Genomic DNA, 19,477 nt, shown 5'->3' on the forward strand with positions numbered 1-19,477 from the left:
GTCGCCTTTTCTTTGGCTACTTTCTTTTGGCGAAGCAAAAGAAAGTAGCTCGCCCGCCGGGGCGAGACCCGGCCCCGAAACCCAAAAAGAAACAAGCACCTCACGAAGGCCGTCCAACCCAATGACTCTCCTCAAGGTCTCCAACCTAGGCAAGTCCTTCGGCGGCGTCAAAGCCGTCGACGGCATCAGCTTCGAGCTGCCCCCCGGCGAGCTGCTCGCGCTCATCGGCCCGAACGGTGCAGGCAAGTCCACCACCTTCAACATGGTGAACGGCCAGCTCAAGGCCGACCAGGGCTCGATCACGCTCGACGGCCAGGAACTCGTCGGCCGCAGGCCGCGCGAGATCTGGCGCATGGGCGTGGGCCGCACTTTCCAGATCGCCGAAACCTTCGCCTCGCTGACCGTCGTCGAGAACGTGCAGATGGCGCTGCTCTCGCACGATGGCAAGCTGTTCTCGATGTGGCGCCGCGCGGCCGACCATCGGCGCGACGAGGCGCTGGCGCTGCTCGACCAAGTCGGCATGAAGGCGCAGGCCGACCGGCCCTGCAGCGTGCTGGCGTACGGCGACGTGAAGCGCGTCGAGCTCGCGATCGCGATGGCCAACAGCCCGAAGCTGCTGCTCATGGACGAGCCCACCGCCGGCATGGCCCCCCAGGAGCGCAATTCGCTGATGGCGCTGACCAAGCAGCTCGTGATCGACCGCGGCATGGCGGTGCTCTTCACCGAGCACAGCATGGACGTGGTGTTCGCGTACGCCGACCGCATGATCGTGCTCGCGCGCGGCCGCCTCATCGCGCAGGGCAAGCCGCTCGAGATCCGCGACCATCCGAAAGTGCAGGAGGTGTACTTCGGCAGCGGCAAGACTTTCGAGAAGGTGGCCGCCAAGGCGGCCGCGATGGGAGCGACAGCATGAGCGCACACGAACCGCTGCTCGAAGCCAAGGCCCTTTGCGCCTGGTACGGCGCCGCGCAGATTCTTTACGACGTCGACCTCGAGGTGCGGCGCGGCGAGGTGGTCGCGCTCATGGGCCGCAACGGCGCGGGCAAGTCGACCACGCTCAAGACGCTGATCGGCATGCTCTCCAAACGCCGCGGCGCGGTGCGCTTTCTCGGCCACGACATCTCGAAGAGCGAGCCGCACCATGCGGCGCGCCTGGGCCTGGGCTTCGTGCCCGAGGACCGGCGCGTGTTCACCGACCTCACGGTGATGGAAAACCTCGAGGTCGGCAAGCAGCCCCCGCGCCGCTGGGCCGACGGCAGCGAGGCGCCGCTCTGGACGCCCGAGCGGCTGTTCACCCTGTTCCCCAACCTCGGCGAGATGCCCCACCGCCCGGGCGGCCGCATGAGCGGCGGCGAGCAGCAGATGCTGACCGTGGCGCGCACGCTCATGGGCAACCCGTACCTCGTGCTGCTGGACGAGCCCTCGGAGGGCGTGGCGCCGGTGATCGTCGAGCAGATGGCGAACATGATCCTCGAACTGAAGGCGCAGGGCGTGAGCATCCTGCTGTCGGAACAGAACATGCACTTTGCCGAGCTCGTCTCCGACCGCGCCTATGTGCTCGAGAAGGGACAGATCCGCTACCACGCCACGATGGCCGAGCTCGCGGCCAACGAGGAAGTGCGCCGCGCCTACCTCAGCGTCTAGCCTCCGTCATCGTTCGACGAAAGAAAAAGGAGTCCCGCCATGCATCGCAGAAGCTTCGCAACCTACGCCGCCGTCCTCGGGTTGTGCGGCGGGCTCGCCCTCGACGCCTTCGCAGCGGGTCCGCTCAAGCCCGACGGCAGGTCCGCACTGCTCGTGATCGACGTGCAGAACTGCTTCGTCGATGGCGGCACGTTGCCCGTCAAGGGCGGGGCCGAGGTGGTGCCGGTGATCAATCGGCTCGCCGGCGCTTTCGAGAACATCGTCGTCACGCAGGACTGGCACACGCCGGGCCATGCCTCGTTCGCGAGCGCGCATGCGGACCAGAAGCCGTTCAGCAGCGTCAAGCTGAGCTACGGCAAGCAGGTGCTCTGGCCCGACCACTGCGTGCAGGGCACCGACGACGCGGCGCTGCACAAGGACCTGAAGCTTCCGGGCGCGCAGCTGATCATCCGCAAGGGCTTCAACAAGGGCGTCGACAGCTATTCGGCCTTCGAGGAAGCCGACCGCAAGACGCCGACCGGCCTCGGCGGCTACCTCAAGCAGCGTGGCATCAAGACGGTCTACGTGGCCGGGCTCGCCACCGACTTCTGCGTGGCATGGACCGCGCTCGACGCGCGCAAGGCCGGTTTCGAGGTCTACGTGATCGAGGACGCCACGCGTGCGATCGACCTCGACGGTTCGCTGGCGGCGGCCTGGAAGCAGATGGCGGCCAAGGGCGTCAAGCGCATCCAGTCCGGCGATATTCCGAGCTGAAGGACGGCTGCATCCCCGTGACGACGACCCACTGCGGTACTGAAGAAAAGAACGAGGCTGCGCTGTGCCTGCAGGTCAATGGCCGTGCGCACACGCTCGACAACGTGCCGCGGGAGGCCACGCTGCTGCACCTGCTGCGCAACGACCTCGGGCTCAACGGGCCGAAATACGGCTGCGGGCTCGGGCAGTGCGGCGCCTGTACGGTGCATGTGGACGGCATTGCGGCGCGCGCCTGCGTGATCCCGGCGCACGGCGTGGCGGGCCGCACCATCACCACGCTCGAAGGCCTTGGCACGCAAGCAAACTGGCATCCGGTGCAGGCCGCGTTCGAAGCGGCGCAGGCCGCGCAGTGCGGCTACTGCCTGAACGGCATGGTGATGCAGGCCGCGGCGCTGCTCGCGCGTGACCCGCACGCGAGCGAGGCGCGCATCCGCAGCGAACTCTCGGGAAACCTGTGCCGCTGCGGCACGCACATCGAAATTCTTGACGCGGTGCAGCGCGCGGCCGCGCGCCTGCGCGCACCGGCCGCATGACGCGCCGCGCCGACCTGCCGCGCACGCGCGCGGAATTCCTTTCGGCCGACGGCGTGCTGCTGGTGGTGCGCGAGACGCCGCCCCCACCGCCGCCCGCCAAGGGGCAGCCCGCCTTCATCGCGGGCAACCCTGCCGAAGGCGACGAGATCCTGCTTGCGGTGTGGGACGACGGCAGCGCCTCGGCGCTCAACGGCCATGTCGACCTGGGCACCGGCATCCAGACCGCGCTCGGCCAGATCGTCGCCGAAGAGCTCGAGCTCGGCATGCCGTGCGTGCGCGTGATGCTCGGCGACACCGCGCGTGCGCCGAACCAGGGCGCGACCATCGCGAGCGCATCGATCCAGATCCATGCGCAGCCGCTGCGCCTCGCGGCCGCACAGGCGCGCGCATGGCTGCGCGCGCGCGCGGCCGAGCGGCTCGGCGTGGCGCCGGAGGCGCTGGAGCTGCGCAACGGCATGGTGCGCGTGGCCGCCGAGCCGGAGCGGCGCGCAAGCTACGCCGCGCTCGTGGCCGGCCAGCGCACGGTGCTGCGGCTCGATCCGCAGGCGCAGCCCAAGGACCCGGCCGACTACCGCATCGTCGGCACCCGGCAGGCGCGCGTCGACATACCGGCCAAGCTCGCGGGCGAGCAGGTCTTCGTGCACGACATGCGCGTGCCCGGCATGCTGCATGGTCGCGTGGTGCGGCCGCCTTATGCAGGAGCGGACCACGGCGACTTCATCGGCAACACGCTCGAGTCGGTCGACGAAGCGTCGATCGCGCACATTCCCGGCATTCGCGCGGTGGTGGTGATCCGCGATTTCGTGGGCATCGTCGCCGAGCGCGAGGAGCACGCCGAACAGGCGCTGCGCGAGCTGCGCGTGCGCTGGAAGCCCTGGCCCGGCATGCCCGATCTTTCCGACGTGGCGCAGGCTCTGCGCGACAACCCCTCGACCCAGCGGCTGCTGGTCGACGAGGGCGATGTCGATGGCGCCATCGCGCAGGCCGCGCAACCGATGCCGCGCACCTACGTCTGGCCCTACCAGATGCATGCGTCGATCGGCCCCTCGTGTGCGCTGGCCGCGTGGCAGCCCGATGGAGAGGGCTGCGAGGTTCGGCTGCGCTGCTGGACCGGCACGCAGAACCCGCACGTGCTGCGCGCCGACCTGGCCCGGCTCATGGGCCTCGAGGACCCGCAGGTCGACGTGGTCCGCATGGAGGCCGCCGGCTGCTACGGTCGCAATGGTGCCGATGACGCGGCTGCCGATGCGGCGCTGCTCGCGCGGGCCGTGGGCGTGCCGGTGCGCGTGCAGCTCACGCGCGAGCAGGAGCACGCCTGGGAGCCCAAAGGCGCCGCGCAGCTGATGGACGTGGATGGCGGGCTCATGGCCGATGGCCGCGTGGCCGCCTACGACTTCGCCACCTCGTACCCGTCGAACGGCGCGCCGACGCTCGCGCTGCTGCTCACGCGCACCATCGAGCCCGTGGCGCAGGCCTTCGAGATGGGCGACCGCACCGCGCGCCCACCCTATGCGTTCGACAACCTGCGCGTGAAGGTCAACGACATGGCGCCGATCGTGCGGGCGTCGTGGCTGCGCGGCGTGTCGGCGCTGCCGAGTTCGTTCGCGCACGAGTCGTACATCGACGAGCTCGCCACCGCGGCGGGCGTCGATCCAGTGCAGTTCCGCCTGCGCCACCTGAACGATCCGCGCGCGGTGGAACTGGTGCAGGCGACCGCGCAGAAGGCCGGCTGGCGCATGCGCACCGGGCCGCAGGAGAAAGCCGATGGCGGGCTCGGCCCGGGCGGTGACATCCTCTTCGGCCAGGGCTTCGCCTATGCGCGCTACGTCCACAGTAAATGGCCGGGCTTCGGCGCCGCTTGGTCGGCCTGGGTGGCCGACGTCGAGGTCAACCGCACGACCGGCGAAGTGCACGTGCGCCGCGTGGTGGTGGGGCACGATGCGGGCCTGCTGGTCAATCCGGCCGGCGTCGAGCACCAGGTGCATGGCAACGTGATCCAGACCACCAGCCGCGCGCTCAAGGAGCAGGTGCAGTTCGCACCGCAATCCGCCGAGGCGCCCGCGGGTGGCGCGCAGTTGCCGGGCGTGTTGCCTTCGGGCGTGGTCGCGAGCCGCGAGTGGGGCAGCTACCCGATCATCAACTTCCGCGACGTGCCGGTGATCGAAATCATGCACATGCCGCGGCCCGGCGAGCCCTCGCTGGGCGCGGGCGAGTCGTCGTCGGTGCCGGGCACGGCGGCGATCGCGAACGCGATCTTCGATGCGACAGGTGTGCGGTTTCGTGAGCCGCCGTTCACCCCCGAGAAGGTGCTGGCCGAACTGAATCGGGCATTTCTCCCTCCCCCTCCGGGGGAGGGCGGGGGTGGGGGTGGGGGCCAGCGGCGTGTGGATGGTGACGCTGTCGTGCCCCCATCCCAACCTTCCCCCGGAGGGGGAAGGAGCAATGCCGCCTGGCCGAGGCGCAAAGGAGTGTGGGCCACGGCCGCTGCGCTCGCCATTGGCGGCATCGGCGTCATCGCCGGCCTTCTCGGCTGGCGCTCGGCCATCGCACCCGTCGCGCTCACCGCACCCGTCTACAGCCAGGCGACCGTCGAACGCGGCCGCGTGCTCGCCGCGCTCGGCGATTGCGCCGTGTGCCACACCGCCCCGGGCGGCGTATCCAACGCCGGCGGACGCGCGATGGAAACCCCCTTCGGCACGCTCTACACCACCAACCTCACGCCCGATGCCGAGACCGGCCTCGGCCGCTGGTCGTTCAGCGCCTTCCAGCGCGCGATGCGCGAAGGCATCTCGCGCGACGGCCATCATCTGTACCCGGCGTTTCCGTACACCGCCTTCGCGAAAACCAGCGACGACGACCTGCAGGCGCTGTACGCGTACTTTATGGCGCTGCCCGCGGTGCGCGCCGAAACGCCGAAGGCCGAACTGAAGTTTCCGTTCAGCCTGCGCCCGCTGATGGCCGGATGGAACGCGCTTTTCCACGACCCGGCACCCGCGCAGCCCGTGGCGGCGCAGAGCGCCGAATGGAACCGCGGCGCGTACCTCGTGAACGGCCTCGGCCATTGCGGCGCCTGCCACACGCCGCGCAATGCACTCGGCGCCGAGCAGGGCGGCAGCGCGTTCCTGTCGGGCGCGATGGTCGACGGCTGGGAGGCGCCGCCGCTCACGGCCGCATCGAAGTCCGCGATGCCGTGGGATGCCGAGTCGCTTTATCGCTATTTGCGCAACGGCCATTCGCCGCGCCACGGCATCGCGGGCGGGCCGATGGCCGAGGTGGTGCGCGAGCTCGCCGTGGTGCCCGACACCGACATCCGCGCCATGGCCACCTACCTTGCGTCGTTCAACCCCGCGCCGGTGCCCGAGGCCGAGGCCGAGGCCCAGGCACGGCGCGTCGTCGACAACGCGGCACGCACGCAGGGCCAGTTGCTCGGCCCGGCGCAGCGCATGTTCGACAGCGCCTGCGCCGCCTGCCACCACGACGGCGACGGTCCCACGCTGCTGGGCGTGAACACGCCGCTCGCGCTCAACAGCAACCTCACGAGCGCGAAGCCCGACAACCTGCTGCGCACCATCCTCGACGGCGTGCGCGAGCCTGCGAGCCGCGACATCGGCTTCATGCCCGCGTTCCGTGAGGCGCTCGACGACCGCCAGCTCGCCGAGCTCGCGGGCTACATGCGCGCGCGCTTCGCGCCGCAGGCGCCGGCGTGGGACGACCTGCAGGCGCAGGTGGCGCGCGTGCGGGCGGATGCTGCTGCTGCACGCGGGCATTGAGCGGTCTGGCCGTACGCACGGCGCTACGATCGCCTTCTTCCCCGATACCCACCAGAGACAACAACCATGCCCCTCGACCTCGACGCCGCCTCGTGCCTTCCGCAAGACGCCTCGCGCGCCACCCTCGTCGGCCGCATCTGGCAACCGAACGTCGGCCCGGTACTGGTCGCGGTCCATGAAGGCGGCCTGCACGACCTTTCGCAAGTGGCGCCCACGATGAGCGACCTGCTCGAAGCCGCGGGCTCGCCCGCCGACGCCGTGCAGCGCGCGGTACAGGCTGGCAAGGCGCCGCGCATCGCGTCGCTGGCCGACACCATTGCCAACAGCGACGGGACCGTTTCGCGCGATGAAGCGAAGCCCTGGCTGCTTGCGCCTTGCGACCTGCAGGCCGTCAAGGCCAGCGGCGTGACCTTCGTCGAGAGCCTGCTGGAGCGCGTGATCGAGGAACAGGCGCGCGGCGATGCGTCGCGGGCCGAGGCCACGCGCGCGGCGCTCGGCGGCGTGCTCGGCGACAACCTCGCGGGCATCGTGCCGGGATCGGCCGAGGCCGCGAAGGTGAAGGAGGTGCTGATCGCGCAGGGCGCGTGGTCGCAGTACCTCGAAGTGGGCATCGGCCCCGATGCCGAGATCTTCACCAAGGCGCCCGTGCTCTCGTCGGTGGGCACCGGCGCCGACATCGGCATCCATGCCGCCTCGGTCTGGAACAACCCCGAACCCGAGGTGGTGCTCGCGGTCAACAGCCGCGGCGAGACGCTGGGCGCGGCGCTCGGAAACGACGTGAACCTGCGCGACTTCGAGGGCCGCAGTGCGCTGCTGCTCGGCAAGGCCAAGGACAACAATGCCTCGTGCGCCATCGGCCCGTTCATCCGGCTGTTCGATGCGCACTTCGGCATCGACGATGTGCGGCGCATCACGGTGGCGCTCGAGGTGCGCGGGCCCGAGGGCTTTGTGCTCGAAGGTTCGAGCTCGCTCGCAAAGATCAGCCGCGATCCGCTCGACCTCGTGTCGCAGGCGATCGGCAAGCACCACGACTATCCCGACGGGCTCGTGCTGTTCCTCGGCACCATGTTCGCGCCGACGCAGGACCGCCACGGCCCGGGGCAGGGCTTTACGCACGTGGTCGGTGACCGGGTGCGCATTTCGGCACCCGAGCTGGGTAGCCTGGTCAATCGCGTCGTGCATGCCGATCAGGCGCCGCGGTGGACTTTCGGCTTAAGCGCGCTGATGCGCAATCTGGCGGGCCGCCAGCTGCTGTAAACGTTATTTCTACGAGTTCAAAGGAGTTGTACTTCTTTGTGACTCATTGGCAGCATGTTGCATTCTGTTGCTGTTGACCATTGTTCGCGTTCCCCTCAAGATACCCGCCTGTTAATGAAGTAACACGGGAGACAGAGGTTGCCGCCCAGCGAGATCGAACTACTGCAGTCGCCAGTCGAAGGTCCGCTTCCGTGTGGTGAAGACCTCGAGTACGACCCCGAGTACCTGGCACTGCAGCAAGCGGCGACGGGCAAGCGCGAACAGCAGTTCGGCTCGACCATCATCCCGGCCGAGCCGCCCGACTGGGCACGCGTGGAGCGCATCGCGAAGCAGCTCTGCCAGCGCACGCTCGACGTGCGCGTGCTGGTGCTGCTGACGCTGGCATGGACCGAGAGCCGGGGCCTGCCGGGCTACGTCGATGGCCTGCGCGTGGTCGACGGCGTGCTGCAGAAATTTTGGGACGCGGTGCATCCGCGCGTCGTCGACGATGGCTTCGAGGACCCGCTGCCGCGCATGAATGCGCTGGCCGCACTGGCCGAAGCCGAAGGACTCGGGCGCAGCGTGCGCGATGCGAAGCTGCTCGACGACGGCGGCGCATCCATGAGCCTGCGCCAGGTCGAGGCACTGCTCGATTCGAGCAAGGCCGACCAGATCGACTATCCGGGCGGCATTGCCCGGCTCAGGGAAGTGGCGCGCCGCGCCCAGGAGAAGGCGGCGGCGCCGGTGGTGGCCCTGCACGCGGCGCTCGAGCTGCTGCAGCGCATCCGCGAGACCTCGGAGCGCGCCCTCGGCCAGAGCTGGGCGCCCGACTTCTCTCGCCTCGAGCGGTCGCTGCGCACCGTCATCCAGCTGTTGCCCGAGCAGGCGCAGCCGGAGCCGACGGCCGCCCCAAGTGCCGACGCCGGGGCTGCCGATGCGAATTCGCAGGGCGCGCAGGGTTCAGCCTCTGCGGCGGGCGCAGGGCAGCACAACGTGGCCGCAGGCGCGCGCAAGCCGGGCATTCAAGAGATTGAAATATCGAGCCGTGATGATGTGCATGTGCTGCTGGAAAAAGCGTGCCAGTACCTGGAACGCACCGAACCCAGCCATCCGGCGCCGATGCTGATCCGGCGCGCGCAGCGGCTGCTGGACCTCAACTTCTTCCAGATCATCGAAGAGCTCGTGCCCGAAGGCGTTCAGAAGATTGAAAGCCTGGCGGGGCGGTCGCTGAGCGCGAGCTCGGCGGCCGAATGAACGACGGCCTTTGAGCCGCCTGCGCACGGCATCAGCAGCATCAGTCAAGGTCGATCAACACGCATTGAGATTCAAGAGGAAGCTTTATGGCAGACAACCGTGTCAGAAACAGTGGGCAGAAGTTCATTGCGCGCAACCGAGCGCCACGCGTGCAGATCGAGTACGACGTCGAGATCTACGGCAGCGAGCGCAAGATCCAGCTGCCGTTCGTGATGGGTGTGATCGCCGACCTCGCGGGCAAGCAGGTCGACCCGATGCCCGATCTCGCGGAGCGCGACTTCATGGCCGTGGACATCGACAACTTCGACGAGCGCATGAAGTCCATCAAGCCGCGCGTCGCCTTCCAGGTGCCCAACACGCTCACCGGTGAAGGCCAGATGAACGTCGACATCACCTTCGACAGCATGGACGACTTCTCGCCGGCGCGCATCGCGCGCCAGGTGGGCGCGCTCAAGCACCTGCTCGAAGCGCGCACCGAATTGTCGAACCTGCTGTCGTACATGGACGGCAAGAACGGGGCCGAGCAGCTGATCGCGCAGGCACTCCAGAACCCCGAGCTGCTGAAGTCGCTCGCCTCCGCGCCCAACCCCGCCGTGGCCAAGGCGGTGGAGGCGGCGAACGAGAAGTCGGGCACACCCGGCACCTCTTCCGAATAAGCAGGATCTCCACCATGAGCACCGCACCCAAACAGACAGCAGCACGCGCGAGCAGCGCCGCCACCGTCGAAGCGCTCGAGCCGAACGAGTTCTCCGACCTTCTGCAGCGCGAGTTCAAGCCCAAGACCGACCAGGCCCGCGACGCGGTGCAGAGCGCCGTCAAGACGCTCGCGGTCCAGGCGCTCGAGAGCACCGTCACCATCTCGAACGACGCCTACCGCACCGTGCAGGCAATCATCACCGAGATCGACCGCAAGCTCTCGGAGCAGATCAACCAGATCCTGCACCACGAAGACTTCCAGCAGCTCGAAGGCGCATGGCGCGGCCTGCACTACCTCGTCAACAACACCGAGACCGACGAGCAGCTCAAGATCCGCGTGATGTGCGCTTCGAAGCGCGAAGTGGCCCGCTCGCTCAAGCGCCACAAGGGCATCGGCTGGGACCAGAGCCCGCTGTTCAAGAAGATCTACGAGGCCGAGTACGGCCAGTTCGGCGGCGAGCCCTTCGGCGCGCTGATCGGCGACTTCCACTTCGACCACAGCCCGCCCGACGTCGAGATGCTCGGCGAGATGGCCAAGATCGCCGCGGCCGCGCACTGCCCCTTCATTGCGGGCGCCTCGCCCACGGTGATGCAGATGGACTCGTGGCAGGAACTGTCGAACCCGCGCGACCTGACCAAGATTTTCCAGAACACCGAGCACACCGCCTGGCGTTCGCTGCGCGAGTCGGAAGACGCGCGCTACGTCGGCCTGGCCATGCCGCGCTTCCTGGCGCGGCTGCCGTACGGCGCGCGCACCAACCCGGTGGACGAGTTCGAGTTCGAGGAAGAAACCGATTCGGCGCTGCACAACCGCTACACCTGGGCCAACTCGGCCTATGCGATGGGCGTGAACATCAACCGCTCGTTCAAGCAGTTCGGCTGGTGCACCTCGATCCGCGGCGTCGAGTCGGGCGGCGCGGTCGAGAACCTGCCCACGCACACCTTCCCGACCGACGACGGCGGCGTGGACATGAAGTGCCCGACCGAAATCGCGATCAGCGACCGGCGCGAGGCCGAGCTGGCGAAGAACGGCTTCATGCCGCTCGTGCACCGCAAGAACTCCGACTTCGCGGCCTTCATCGGCGCGCAGTCGCTGCAGCAGCCGGCCGAGTACTACGACGCCGATGCCACCGCCAACGCCAACCTGGCCGCGCGGCTGCCGTACCTGTTTGCGTGCTGCCGCTTCGCGCACTACCTGAAGTGCATCGTGCGCGACAAGATCGGTTCGTTCCGCGAGCGCGAGGACATGGAGCGCTGGCTCAACGACTGGATCATGAACTACGTGGACGGCAGCCCCGGCACGTCGTCGCAGGACACCAAGGCCATGAAGCCGCTGGCGGCGGCCGAAGTGCAGGTCGAGTCGATCGAGGACAACCCCGGCTACTACGCCGCCAAGTTTTTTCTCCGGCCGCACTATCAGCTCGAAGGGCTGACGGTGTCATTGCGGCTGGTTTCGAAGCTGCCGTCCAACAAGAAGGACAGCAGCTAGTTCAACCGTGTCCCGTGATCGGGCAACAATAACTTTGGGGGTTTCACCATGGCAGTAGACATGTTCATGCGCGTTGAGGGCGCGAACGGCGAATCCAAAGATTCGAACCACAAGGAGTGGACGGATATCACCTCGTTCGCATGGGGAGCGACGCAGCCCGGCAACATGGTCAGCGGCGGCGGCGGCGGCGTGGGCAAGGCAAGCTTCAACGACCTGCAGGTAATCGCGCGCATCGACAAGGCGGCACCGTCGGTACTCAAGAACTGCGCGAGCGGCAAGCACCTGAGCAAGATCGAGGTCTCGGTGTGCAAGGCCGGCGGCTCGCAGATCGAGTACACGCGCGTCACGCTCGAGGAAGTGCTGGTCACCTCGGTGCAATACACGGCCGAGCAGGGCAGCGAGGCGGTGCTGGTGCAGTACGCCTTCCAGGCCGCCAAGGTCAAGCAGCAGTACTGGGAGCAGACCGACAAGGGCGGCAAGGGCGCCGAGACGGTGCTGGCCTGGAACATCAAGGAAAACAAGGAAGGCTGACCGCCGCTTTTTTTCCTGCCCGGCCGGCCTTGCGCGCGCCGCACGAACGCGGCGCGCCGCGGCCGGCCTCTTCATCTACATGTTTCACTCGGCGGCGCCATGTTGTGGGCCGCGTGCGAGTCAATGAGGACGTTTCATGGGCGATGGGTTTGCAGTGCTGGGCGAGCGCTCCGTGGCCGAGCACACCGAAGGGGTACAGCGGCAGATCCGCGCGAGTCCCCAGAACGCCAGCCTGCGCCTTGCGCTGTGCCATTTCCTGGCTCTCAAGGGCGAATGGCAGCGGGCTGAAGACCAGCTCAAGCTGGCCGCGAAGATCGATCCCGCGTTCGCGCCCGCCAGCGCCACCTGCGCCATGGCGCTCGCTGCCGAGCGCCAGCGCACCGAATTCTGGAACCACGGCGGCCCTGCGCCGGCCGTGATCGACGGCCGCGGCGAATGGGTCGACGCCCTCATCGCCGCGGCCGCGCTGGCGCCCGAGCAGGCCGCCGAGGCCGCCCGCCTGCGCGAAGCCGCGCGGCAGGCCGCACCCGCGGTGGCGGGCACCCTGTCGTTGGTCGACCGCACCGATGCGCGCGCCGTGCAGGCGATCGACGGCGAGCCGGTGCAAAGCAGCGCATTCGCCTGGCTCTGCGACGGCGACGTGCGCATCGGCGCCGTGCTGGAGCTGCTCACACCCTCGGGCTATGCCTGGCTGCCGCTGCCGGCGGTGCGCCGCATCAAGTTCGCGCGTCCGCAGCACCTGGTCGACCTGCTCTGGGCGCCGGCCATGATCGAGCTGCAGGACGGCCGCGGGCTCAACGGCCTGGTGCCGGTGCGCTATCCCGGCGCGCTCGATGCGCTTGACGACGAGGCCGTGCTGGGCCGCCGCACCGACTGGCTGCCGCTCGCGGGCGAGGAACAATATGCCGGCGTCGGCCAACGCACGTTGATCAGCGAAGCGGGCGACCATTCGCTGCTCGACATCCGCCAGATCGAGTTGGCCGACGCTGCTGAAGATGATGCTGCTGCCGGCGACGGGGAGCGCGTGGTCCAGTGAGCGCCGTGCTGCCCGCCAACCGTTCGGCCCCCGATGGCGACGGCGATCCGCAGGAAAGCGTTGCACGCGACCGCCTGCAGCCGGTGCTGCTCGACCGCCTGACCGACAAGCAGCCGCAGAACCGCCAGGAGCGCGCGGGCGCGTTCCTCATGAGCGGCAAGCTGTTGCGCGACTCGGTGCTGCGCGACCTGCAGTGGCTGCTCAACACCACCAACTTCGGCGCCGAGCACCAGATCAACGCGATGCCGCGCGCGCGTCGCTCGGTGGTCAATTTCGGCGTGCGCGGCTGGGCCGGCGGGCGCATGTCCGAGGTCGATTTCGCCGACGTGGAGGCCGCGATCCGCGCCGCCATCATCGACTTCGAGCCGCGCATCATGAAGGACAGCATCGACGTGCGCTGCGTCACCGACGCGAACGATCTCGAGCACCACAACCTGCTCGCGCTGGAGATCCGCGGCACGCTCTGGTCGGTGCCCTATCCGATCGAGTTCATCCTGCGTTCCGAGCTGGACCTTGAAAGCGGGCACATGGTGCTCCGTCCAACGGGAGGCTTGTGATGCGCTACCGCACCTCCGTGCAAGGAACACCACGGAACCGGCTTTGCCGGGCCGCTGGTGTTGGCCCCGGTGAGGGGGAGGGAGAAGCGACTCGCAGTGCGCGAAGCCTGGGGGAGAGCCACTGATGGACGCCAAGCTCCTCGACTACTACAACCGCGAGCTCACCTACATGCACGAGCTCGGGGCCGAGTTCGCCGAGCGCTATCCGAAGATCGCGGGGCGCCTGGGCATGCGCGGCATCGAGGTCAGCGACCCGTACGTGGAGCGCCTGCTCGAGGGCTTCAGCTTTCTCACGGCGCGCATCCAGCTCAAGATGGATGCGGAGTTTCCGCGCTTCTCGCAGCGGCTGCTCGAGGTGGTGTATCCCAACTTTCTCGCGCCGCTGCCCGCGATGGCCGTGGTGCAGATCGACGGCAACCTCAACGAGGGATCGCTGAAGGCCGGCTACGAGCTGCCGCGCCACACCATCCTGCGCGGCCGCATGATCAAGGGCGAGCAGACCGCCTGCGAATTCCGCACCGGCCATGCGGTCACGCTCTGGCCCATCAAGGTTGCCGAGGCCGGCATCGGCCCCGTGCCTGCGGAGATCGCGCATGCGATGCCGCTCGTGGCGCGGCAGGCCAAGAGCGCGCTCACCATCAAGCTCGAGGCCGTGGGCGGCGCCAGGTTCTCCGAGATGCCGATCGACCGGCTCGAGTTCTTTCTCTCGGGCGCCGAGCTGCATGCGCTGCGCGTGCTCGAGCTCGCGGTGCACCACGGCGTGGGGGTCGTGTGCCGCAGCGGCCCCGGCAGCACCGCGCGCATCGTGCCGCTCGGCGACGAGGCCGTGCGCCACGAGGGCTTCGACCCCGACCAGTCGCTGCTGCCCTACGACGCGCGCTCCTTCCAGGGCTACCGGCTGCTGCACGAGTACTTCGCGTTCCCCGACCGCTACCTGTTCTTCAGCGTGAAGAACCTGCGTGCCGCGGCCGCGGCCATGAGCGGCACGACGATGGAGATCGTGATCCTGCTCGACCGCGCTGACGCCGAGCTCGAGCGGCTCGTCGATGCGCGCCATTTCTCGCTGTTCTGCACGCCGATCATCAATCTCGTGCCGCGACGCAGCGACCGCATCCCGGTCGGTCCCGGGCAGCACGAGCACCATGCGGTGATCGACCGCACGCGCCCGCGCGACTTCGAGATCTTCACCGTCGAGCGCGTCACGGGCCACATGGCGAGCGGCTCGGAGGAGCGCGAGTTCAGGCCTTTTCTCGGCTCGTTCGCGGCCGACGACGGCGACTTCGGCGCGTACTTCTCGCTGCGCCGCGAGCCGCGCCTGGTTTCGGACCGCGCCCGCGCGCAGGGCACGCGCACCAGCTACACCGGCAGCGAGGTGTACGTGTCGCTGGTGGACCAGCACGATGCGCCGTTCCCGCACAGCCTGCGGCACATCACGATCGATGCGCTGTGCACCAACCGCGACCTGCCGCTCCTGCTGCCCACGGGGCTGGAGTCGGACTTCACGCTGCGCGTGTCGGCACCGGTGCGCGCGGTGCGCATCCTGCGCGGGCCGTCACGGCCCTATCCCGCGCTGGCGGAGGGCGCGCTCACCTGGCGCCTCATCAGCCATCTCGGGCTCAACTACCTGAGCCTGACCGACGTCGATGCGGCGCAAGGCGCGGCCGCGCTGCGCGAGATGCTCGACCTCTACGGCAACCTGGCCGACCCGGCGGTGCGCCGCCAGATCCAGGGCGTGCGCTCGATGGCGCTCGCGCCGGTGTTCCGGCGCCTGCCCGAGCCGGGGCCGATCGTCTTCGGCCGCGGCGTGGAGATCGCGCTCAAGATCGACGAGGTCGCCTTCTCGGGCGCGAGCCCGTACCTCTTCGGCGCGGTGCTCGAGCAGTTCTTCAGCCGGCATGTGTCGCTCAACGCGTTCACCGAGTTCTCGCTCGAAAGCCTGCAGCGCGGCGAGATCGCGCGCTGGGCGCCGCGCATCGGACGGCGGCCGACCGTATGAACCTGGCCGACACCCCCGACGGCGTGGCTGCAGGCGCGGGCGAGTTCGCCGAGGCCGGCGCGGCACCTGCAGCGGCACCGACGTCACGCCGCAGCGCCGCCGACGCCGACCCCGTGCTCTGGGCCAGGCTCGTCGAGCAGCCCTTCGAGCACGACCTCTTCATGCTGCTGCGCCGGCTCGACGCGCAAGGCGGGCATCCGCTGCTGGGCCGTGCGCCGCGCCCGGTCGACGAGCCGCTGCGCCTGGGCCAGGAGCCGTCGATGGCGTTCGCGCCATCGAACGTCTCGGGTGTCGATGTCGACGGCGACGGCCCGCCGCGCATCTCGATCTATGGCTTCGGCCTGTTCGGGCCCAACGGGCCGCTGCCGCTGCACCTGACCGAGTACGCGCGCGAACGCAAGCGCCACCACAGCGACCACACGCTGAGCGCCTTCGCCGACCTGTTCCACCATCGGCTGATCCTGCTGTTCTACCGCGCCTGGGCCGATGCGCAGTCGGTCAACAGCCTTGATCGCCCCGACGGCCACCGCTTCGTCGACTACGTCGCGAGCCTCATGAACATGGGGCAGCCGGGCCTCAAGCAGCGCGATCGCATCGCCGACCATGCGCGCACCCACATGGCCGGCCACCTCGTGCGCCAGACGCGCAACCCCGAGGGCCTGATCCAGATCCTGCGGCTGTACTTCGAGGTGCCGGTGCGGGTCGACGAATTCGTGAGTGACTGGGTCCTGCTCGACGAGCGGCAGGTCAGCCGCATCGGCCTGTTCGGGCGCAATCACCAGCTCGGCGGCGGCGCCACCATCGGCCTCGCAGTGCGCGACGCGCAAAGCAAGTTCCGCCTCGAACTCGGCCCGCTCTCGCAGGACGAGTTCCGCGCCTTCCTGCCGGGCAGCGCGCGGCTTTCGCAGCTGGTCGACTGGGTGCGCCAGTACATCGGCATCGAGTTCGCCTGGGAGCTGCGGCTCGTGCTGCGCAAGCCCGAGGCGCGCGGCATGCAGCTCGGCAGCGACCAGCGGCTCGGCTGGGGCAGCTGGCTCGGCGAACGTCTGTCCGACACCGACGCGGGCGACATGGTCTTCGCGCCCGAGGCGCTGTCTTCTCGCTCCGCCACGGCCGCCCGGGCTGGGGCTTCCACCGCTTCTTTCTCCCAGGTATGACCGACATCCGCCGCGTCTCTCTCTTCTCGAAACTGAACCCGATGCTCTACAAGGCATTGGAGACCGCCACCGCGTTCGCCAAGCTGCGCGGCAATGCCTATGTCGAGCTGGTGCACTGGCTGCACCAGATCCTCCAACTGCAGGACAGCGACCTGCTGCGCATCGTCAAGCGCGCGGGCCTCAACCTCGATGCGGTCGAACAGGACCTGGTGCGCGCGCTCGACCGCCTGCCGCATGGCGCCACGTCGATCAGCGACATCTCCGAGCACGTCGACCATGCGGTCGAGCGCGCGTGGGTGTATGCGAGCCTGCGCTTCGAGGCGACCTCGATCCGCGGCGGCTACCTGCTCGCGGGCATCGTCAAGACACCGGGCCTGCGGCAGGTGCTCTCGGGCATCTCGCGCGAGTTCGACAAGATCGTGCCCGACGTGCTGATCGCGCAATTGCCCGCATGGACCGAAGGCTCGCCCGAGGACGACTTAGATGCCGCCGCACCGGCCGCTGTGCATGGCGGCGCGCCCGCGGCGGCGCACTCCGGCGACGGCCCCGCGGCCGGTGGTTCCGCGCTGGCCAAGTACGCGAGCGATCTCACGGCCAAGGCGCGCGCGGGCGAGCTCGACCCGGTGTTCGGCCGCGACGACGAGATCCGCCAGATCATCGACATCCTGATGCGCCGGCGCCAGAACAATCCGCTGCTCACCGGCGAGGCCGGCGTGGGCAAGACCGCGGTCGTCGAAGGCCTGGCCTCGCGGCTTGCCACGGGCGACGTGCCGCCCTCGCTCAAGGACGTGTCGCTGTGGGTGCTCGACCCCACGCTGCTGCAGGCCGGTGCGGGCGTGAAGGGCGAGTTCGAGCAGCGGCTGCGCCAGGTGATCGACGAGGTCGAGAAGAGCCCCAAGCCGATCGTGCTGTTCGTCGACGAGGTCCACACGCTGGTGGGCGCGGGCGGCACTGCCGGCACGGGCGATGCGGCCAACCTGCTCAAGCCTGCGCTCGCGCGCGGCCGGCTGCGCACCATCGGGGCCACCACCTGGTCGGAGTACAAGAAGTACATCGAGAAGGACCCGGCGCTCACGCGGCGCTTCCAGACCATCCAGGTGCACGAGCCCACCGAGCCCAAGGCGGTGGTGATGCTGCGCGGCATCTCGGCCGAGCTCGAGAAGCACCACGGCGTGCTGATCCTCGACGCCGCGCTCGAGGCGGCCGTGAGCCTGTCGCACCGCTACATCCCCGCGCGCCAGCTGCCCGACAAGGCCGTGAGCCTGCTCGACACGGCCTGCGCGCGCGTGGCGCTGAGCCAGCATGCGCTGCCCGCCGCGATCGAGGACCTGCAGCGCCGCATCGAGGTGCTGGGCATCGAGTCGGGCATCGCCGGGCGCGAGGCGGCCATCGGCGTCGGCGAGGCGAAGCGGGTGGACGACATCGCGGCCGAGGTGGCCGCGGCGCAGGCCGAGCTCGCGCTGCTGGAAGCGCGGCGCGTGGAAGAGGCGGCACTGGTCGAGCGCATCGTCGCGCTGCGACAGCAGCTCGCACCCGCGGCCGTGCCGGTGCAGGCGGAGGACGGCGAAGAGGGCGAAGTGAGCGAAGAGGCCGAGCCCGAGCGCACGCCCGAGCAGATCCGCGCCGAACTGAATGAGGCCCAGGACCAGCTCGCGCAGCTGCAGGGCGAGTCGCCGCTGATTCTCGCGGCCGTCGATGCGCAGGCCATCGCCACCGTGGTTGCCGACTGGACCGGCATTCCGATCGGCCGCATGGTGCGCGACGATGCGCAATCGGTGCTGCGGCTGGCCGAGACGCTGTCGGCGCGCGTGGTGGCGCAGCCCGATGCGCTCGAGACCATCTCGCGGCGCATCCGCACCGCGCGCGCGCGGCTCGACAACCCGAACAAGCCCGTCGGTGTGTTCCTGCTCTGCGGCCCCTCCGGCGTGGGCAAGACCGAGACCGCGCTCGCGCTGTCGGAGGCGCTCTATGGCGGCGAGCAGAACCTGGTCACCATCAACATGAGCGAGTTCCAGGAGTCGCACACCGTCTCCACGCTCAAGGGCGCGCCGCCCGGCTACGTGGGCTACGGCGAAGGCGGCGTGCTCACCGAGGCCGTGCGCCGCCGCCCCTACAGCGTGGTGCTGCTCGACGAGATCGAGAAGGCCCACACCGACGTGCACGAGATCTTCTTCCAGGTCTTCGACAAGGGCTGGATGGAAGACGGCGAGGGCCGGCACATCGACTTCCGCAACACCGTGATCATCATGACCTCGAACGTCGGCACCGACCTGGTCATGCAGCTGTGCGAAGACCCGACGCTGCGCCCCGACCCCGAGCCGCTCGCGCAGGCGCTGCGCGAGCCGCTGCTCAAGGTGTTTGCGCCGGCGCTGCTCGGCCGTCTCGTTGTAGTGCCTTATTACCCGTTGCACGCCGACGCGTTGCATCGCATCATCCGGCTCCAGCTCGACCGCATCGCCGCGCGCCTGGACGCGAACCACGGCATTGCGTTCGCCTACGACGACAGCGCCGTCGAACTGGTGGCGCGCCGCTGCACTGCCATCGAGTCGGGCGGCCGGATGATCGACGCGATCCTCACGCACACGATCCTTCCGCGCCTCAGCGAAGAGGTGATCGGCGCCACGGTGTCAGCGCGCAAGCTGGCAGGCGTGCGGCTGTCGGCGGCGGAGGACGACTTTCAGTACGAGTTCTCGCAAGCATAAGAAGGCATCAAGGAATGCATCAAGGAGACAACTTTCATGGCGCGAGTCGTTACGGCCCACACCCCGCTGGGTGAAGAGCAGCTGAAGTTCCGCTCGATGCGCGGCACCGAGGGGCTGTCGCAG

At 69.0% G+C, this 19,477-nt stretch carries 15 protein-coding genes; all 15 read left to right on the plus strand.

Features of this window, described 5'->3' with window-relative positions:
* The first annotated feature begins 121 nt into the window (after positions 1–121).
* The 15 genes from AC3A6G_RS26850 to tssH all read left to right on the plus strand — a co-directional run bounded on the left by AC3A6G_RS26850 (position 122) and on the right by tssH (position 19,354).
* Positions 122–913: an ABC transporter ATP-binding protein gene (locus tag AC3A6G_RS26850; protein WP_487863204.1), complete on the plus strand. Its 792-nt coding sequence runs from the start codon at positions 122–124 to the stop codon at positions 911–913.
* Positions 910–1,644: an ABC transporter ATP-binding protein gene (locus tag AC3A6G_RS26855; protein ID WP_487863203.1), complete on the plus strand. Its 735-nt coding sequence runs from the start codon at positions 910–912 to the stop codon at positions 1,642–1,644. The genes AC3A6G_RS26850 and AC3A6G_RS26855 overlap by 4 nt, the downstream gene beginning before the upstream one ends.
* A gap of 39 nt (positions 1,645–1,683) precedes the next feature.
* Positions 1,684–2,397 (plus strand): bifunctional nicotinamidase/pyrazinamidase, encoded by a 714-nt coding sequence (gene pncA, locus AC3A6G_RS26860; RefSeq protein ID WP_487863202.1) that lies wholly within the window; start codon positions 1,684–1,686, stop codon positions 2,395–2,397.
* Between the two features lie 17 nt (positions 2,398–2,414).
* Entirely contained in the window at positions 2,415–2,930 is a 516-nt protein-coding gene (locus tag AC3A6G_RS26865; RefSeq protein WP_487863201.1) for a (2Fe-2S)-binding protein, read from the plus strand.
* Positions 2,927–6,700 carry a molybdopterin cofactor-binding domain-containing protein gene (locus tag AC3A6G_RS26870; RefSeq protein WP_487863200.1) on the plus strand — a complete coding sequence of 1,258 codons (3,774 nt, stop codon included), beginning with the start codon at positions 2,927–2,929 and terminating at the stop codon, positions 6,698–6,700. The genes AC3A6G_RS26865 and AC3A6G_RS26870 overlap by 4 nt, the downstream gene beginning before the upstream one ends.
* A 66-nt stretch (positions 6,701–6,766) precedes the next feature.
* Positions 6,767–7,957: a fumarylacetoacetate hydrolase family protein gene (locus tag AC3A6G_RS26875; RefSeq protein WP_487863199.1), complete on the plus strand. Its 1,191-nt coding sequence runs from the start codon at positions 6,767–6,769 to the stop codon at positions 7,955–7,957.
* A 138-nt stretch (positions 7,958–8,095) separates the two neighbouring features.
* Positions 8,096–9,190, plus strand: a complete 1,095-nt coding sequence (gene tssA, locus AC3A6G_RS26880) for a type VI secretion system protein TssA (protein WP_487863198.1) — start codon at positions 8,096–8,098, stop codon at positions 9,188–9,190.
* An 86-nt stretch (positions 9,191–9,276) separates the two neighbouring features.
* A complete protein-coding gene (gene tssB / locus AC3A6G_RS26885) occupies positions 9,277–9,846 on the plus strand; it encodes a type VI secretion system contractile sheath small subunit (protein ID WP_487863197.1) in 570 nt (189 codons plus the stop codon).
* 14 nt (positions 9,847–9,860) lie between these two features.
* Positions 9,861–11,375 carry a type VI secretion system contractile sheath large subunit gene (gene tssC, locus AC3A6G_RS26890; protein WP_487863196.1) on the plus strand — a complete coding sequence of 505 codons (1,515 nt, stop codon included), beginning with the start codon at positions 9,861–9,863 and terminating at the stop codon, positions 11,373–11,375.
* Positions 11,376–11,423: 48 nt separating this feature from the next.
* The gene (locus AC3A6G_RS26895; RefSeq protein WP_487863195.1) at positions 11,424–11,906 is read left to right on the plus strand and encodes an Hcp family type VI secretion system effector; all 483 of its coding nucleotides are present in this window, start codon (positions 11,424–11,426) and stop codon (positions 11,904–11,906) included.
* 136 nt (positions 11,907–12,042) lie between these two features.
* Positions 12,043–12,942 (plus strand): type VI secretion system accessory protein TagJ, encoded by a 900-nt coding sequence (locus AC3A6G_RS26900; RefSeq protein WP_487863194.1) that lies wholly within the window; start codon positions 12,043–12,045, stop codon positions 12,940–12,942.
* Positions 12,939–13,499, plus strand: coding sequence for a type VI secretion system baseplate subunit TssE (gene tssE, locus AC3A6G_RS26905; RefSeq protein WP_487863193.1), 561 nt, complete (start codon positions 12,939–12,941; stop codon positions 13,497–13,499). Before AC3A6G_RS26900 ends, tssE begins: the two co-directional genes overlap by 4 nt.
* A 124-nt stretch (positions 13,500–13,623) precedes the next feature.
* Positions 13,624–15,495, plus strand: a complete 1,872-nt coding sequence (gene tssF, locus AC3A6G_RS26910; protein ID WP_487863192.1) for a type VI secretion system baseplate subunit TssF — start codon at positions 13,624–13,626, stop codon at positions 15,493–15,495.
* Entirely contained in the window at positions 15,492–16,652 is a 1,161-nt protein-coding gene (gene tssG / locus AC3A6G_RS26915; protein ID WP_487863191.1) for a type VI secretion system baseplate subunit TssG, read from the plus strand. Before tssF ends, tssG begins: the two co-directional genes overlap by 4 nt.
* Positions 16,649–19,354: a type VI secretion system ATPase TssH gene (gene tssH / locus AC3A6G_RS26920; protein WP_487863190.1), complete on the plus strand. Its 2,706-nt coding sequence runs from the start codon at positions 16,649–16,651 to the stop codon at positions 19,352–19,354. Before tssG ends, tssH begins: the two co-directional genes overlap by 4 nt.
* Positions 19,355–19,477 lie beyond the last annotated feature (123 nt).

The organism is Variovorax sp. Soil_C_26, assembly GCF_057657075.1.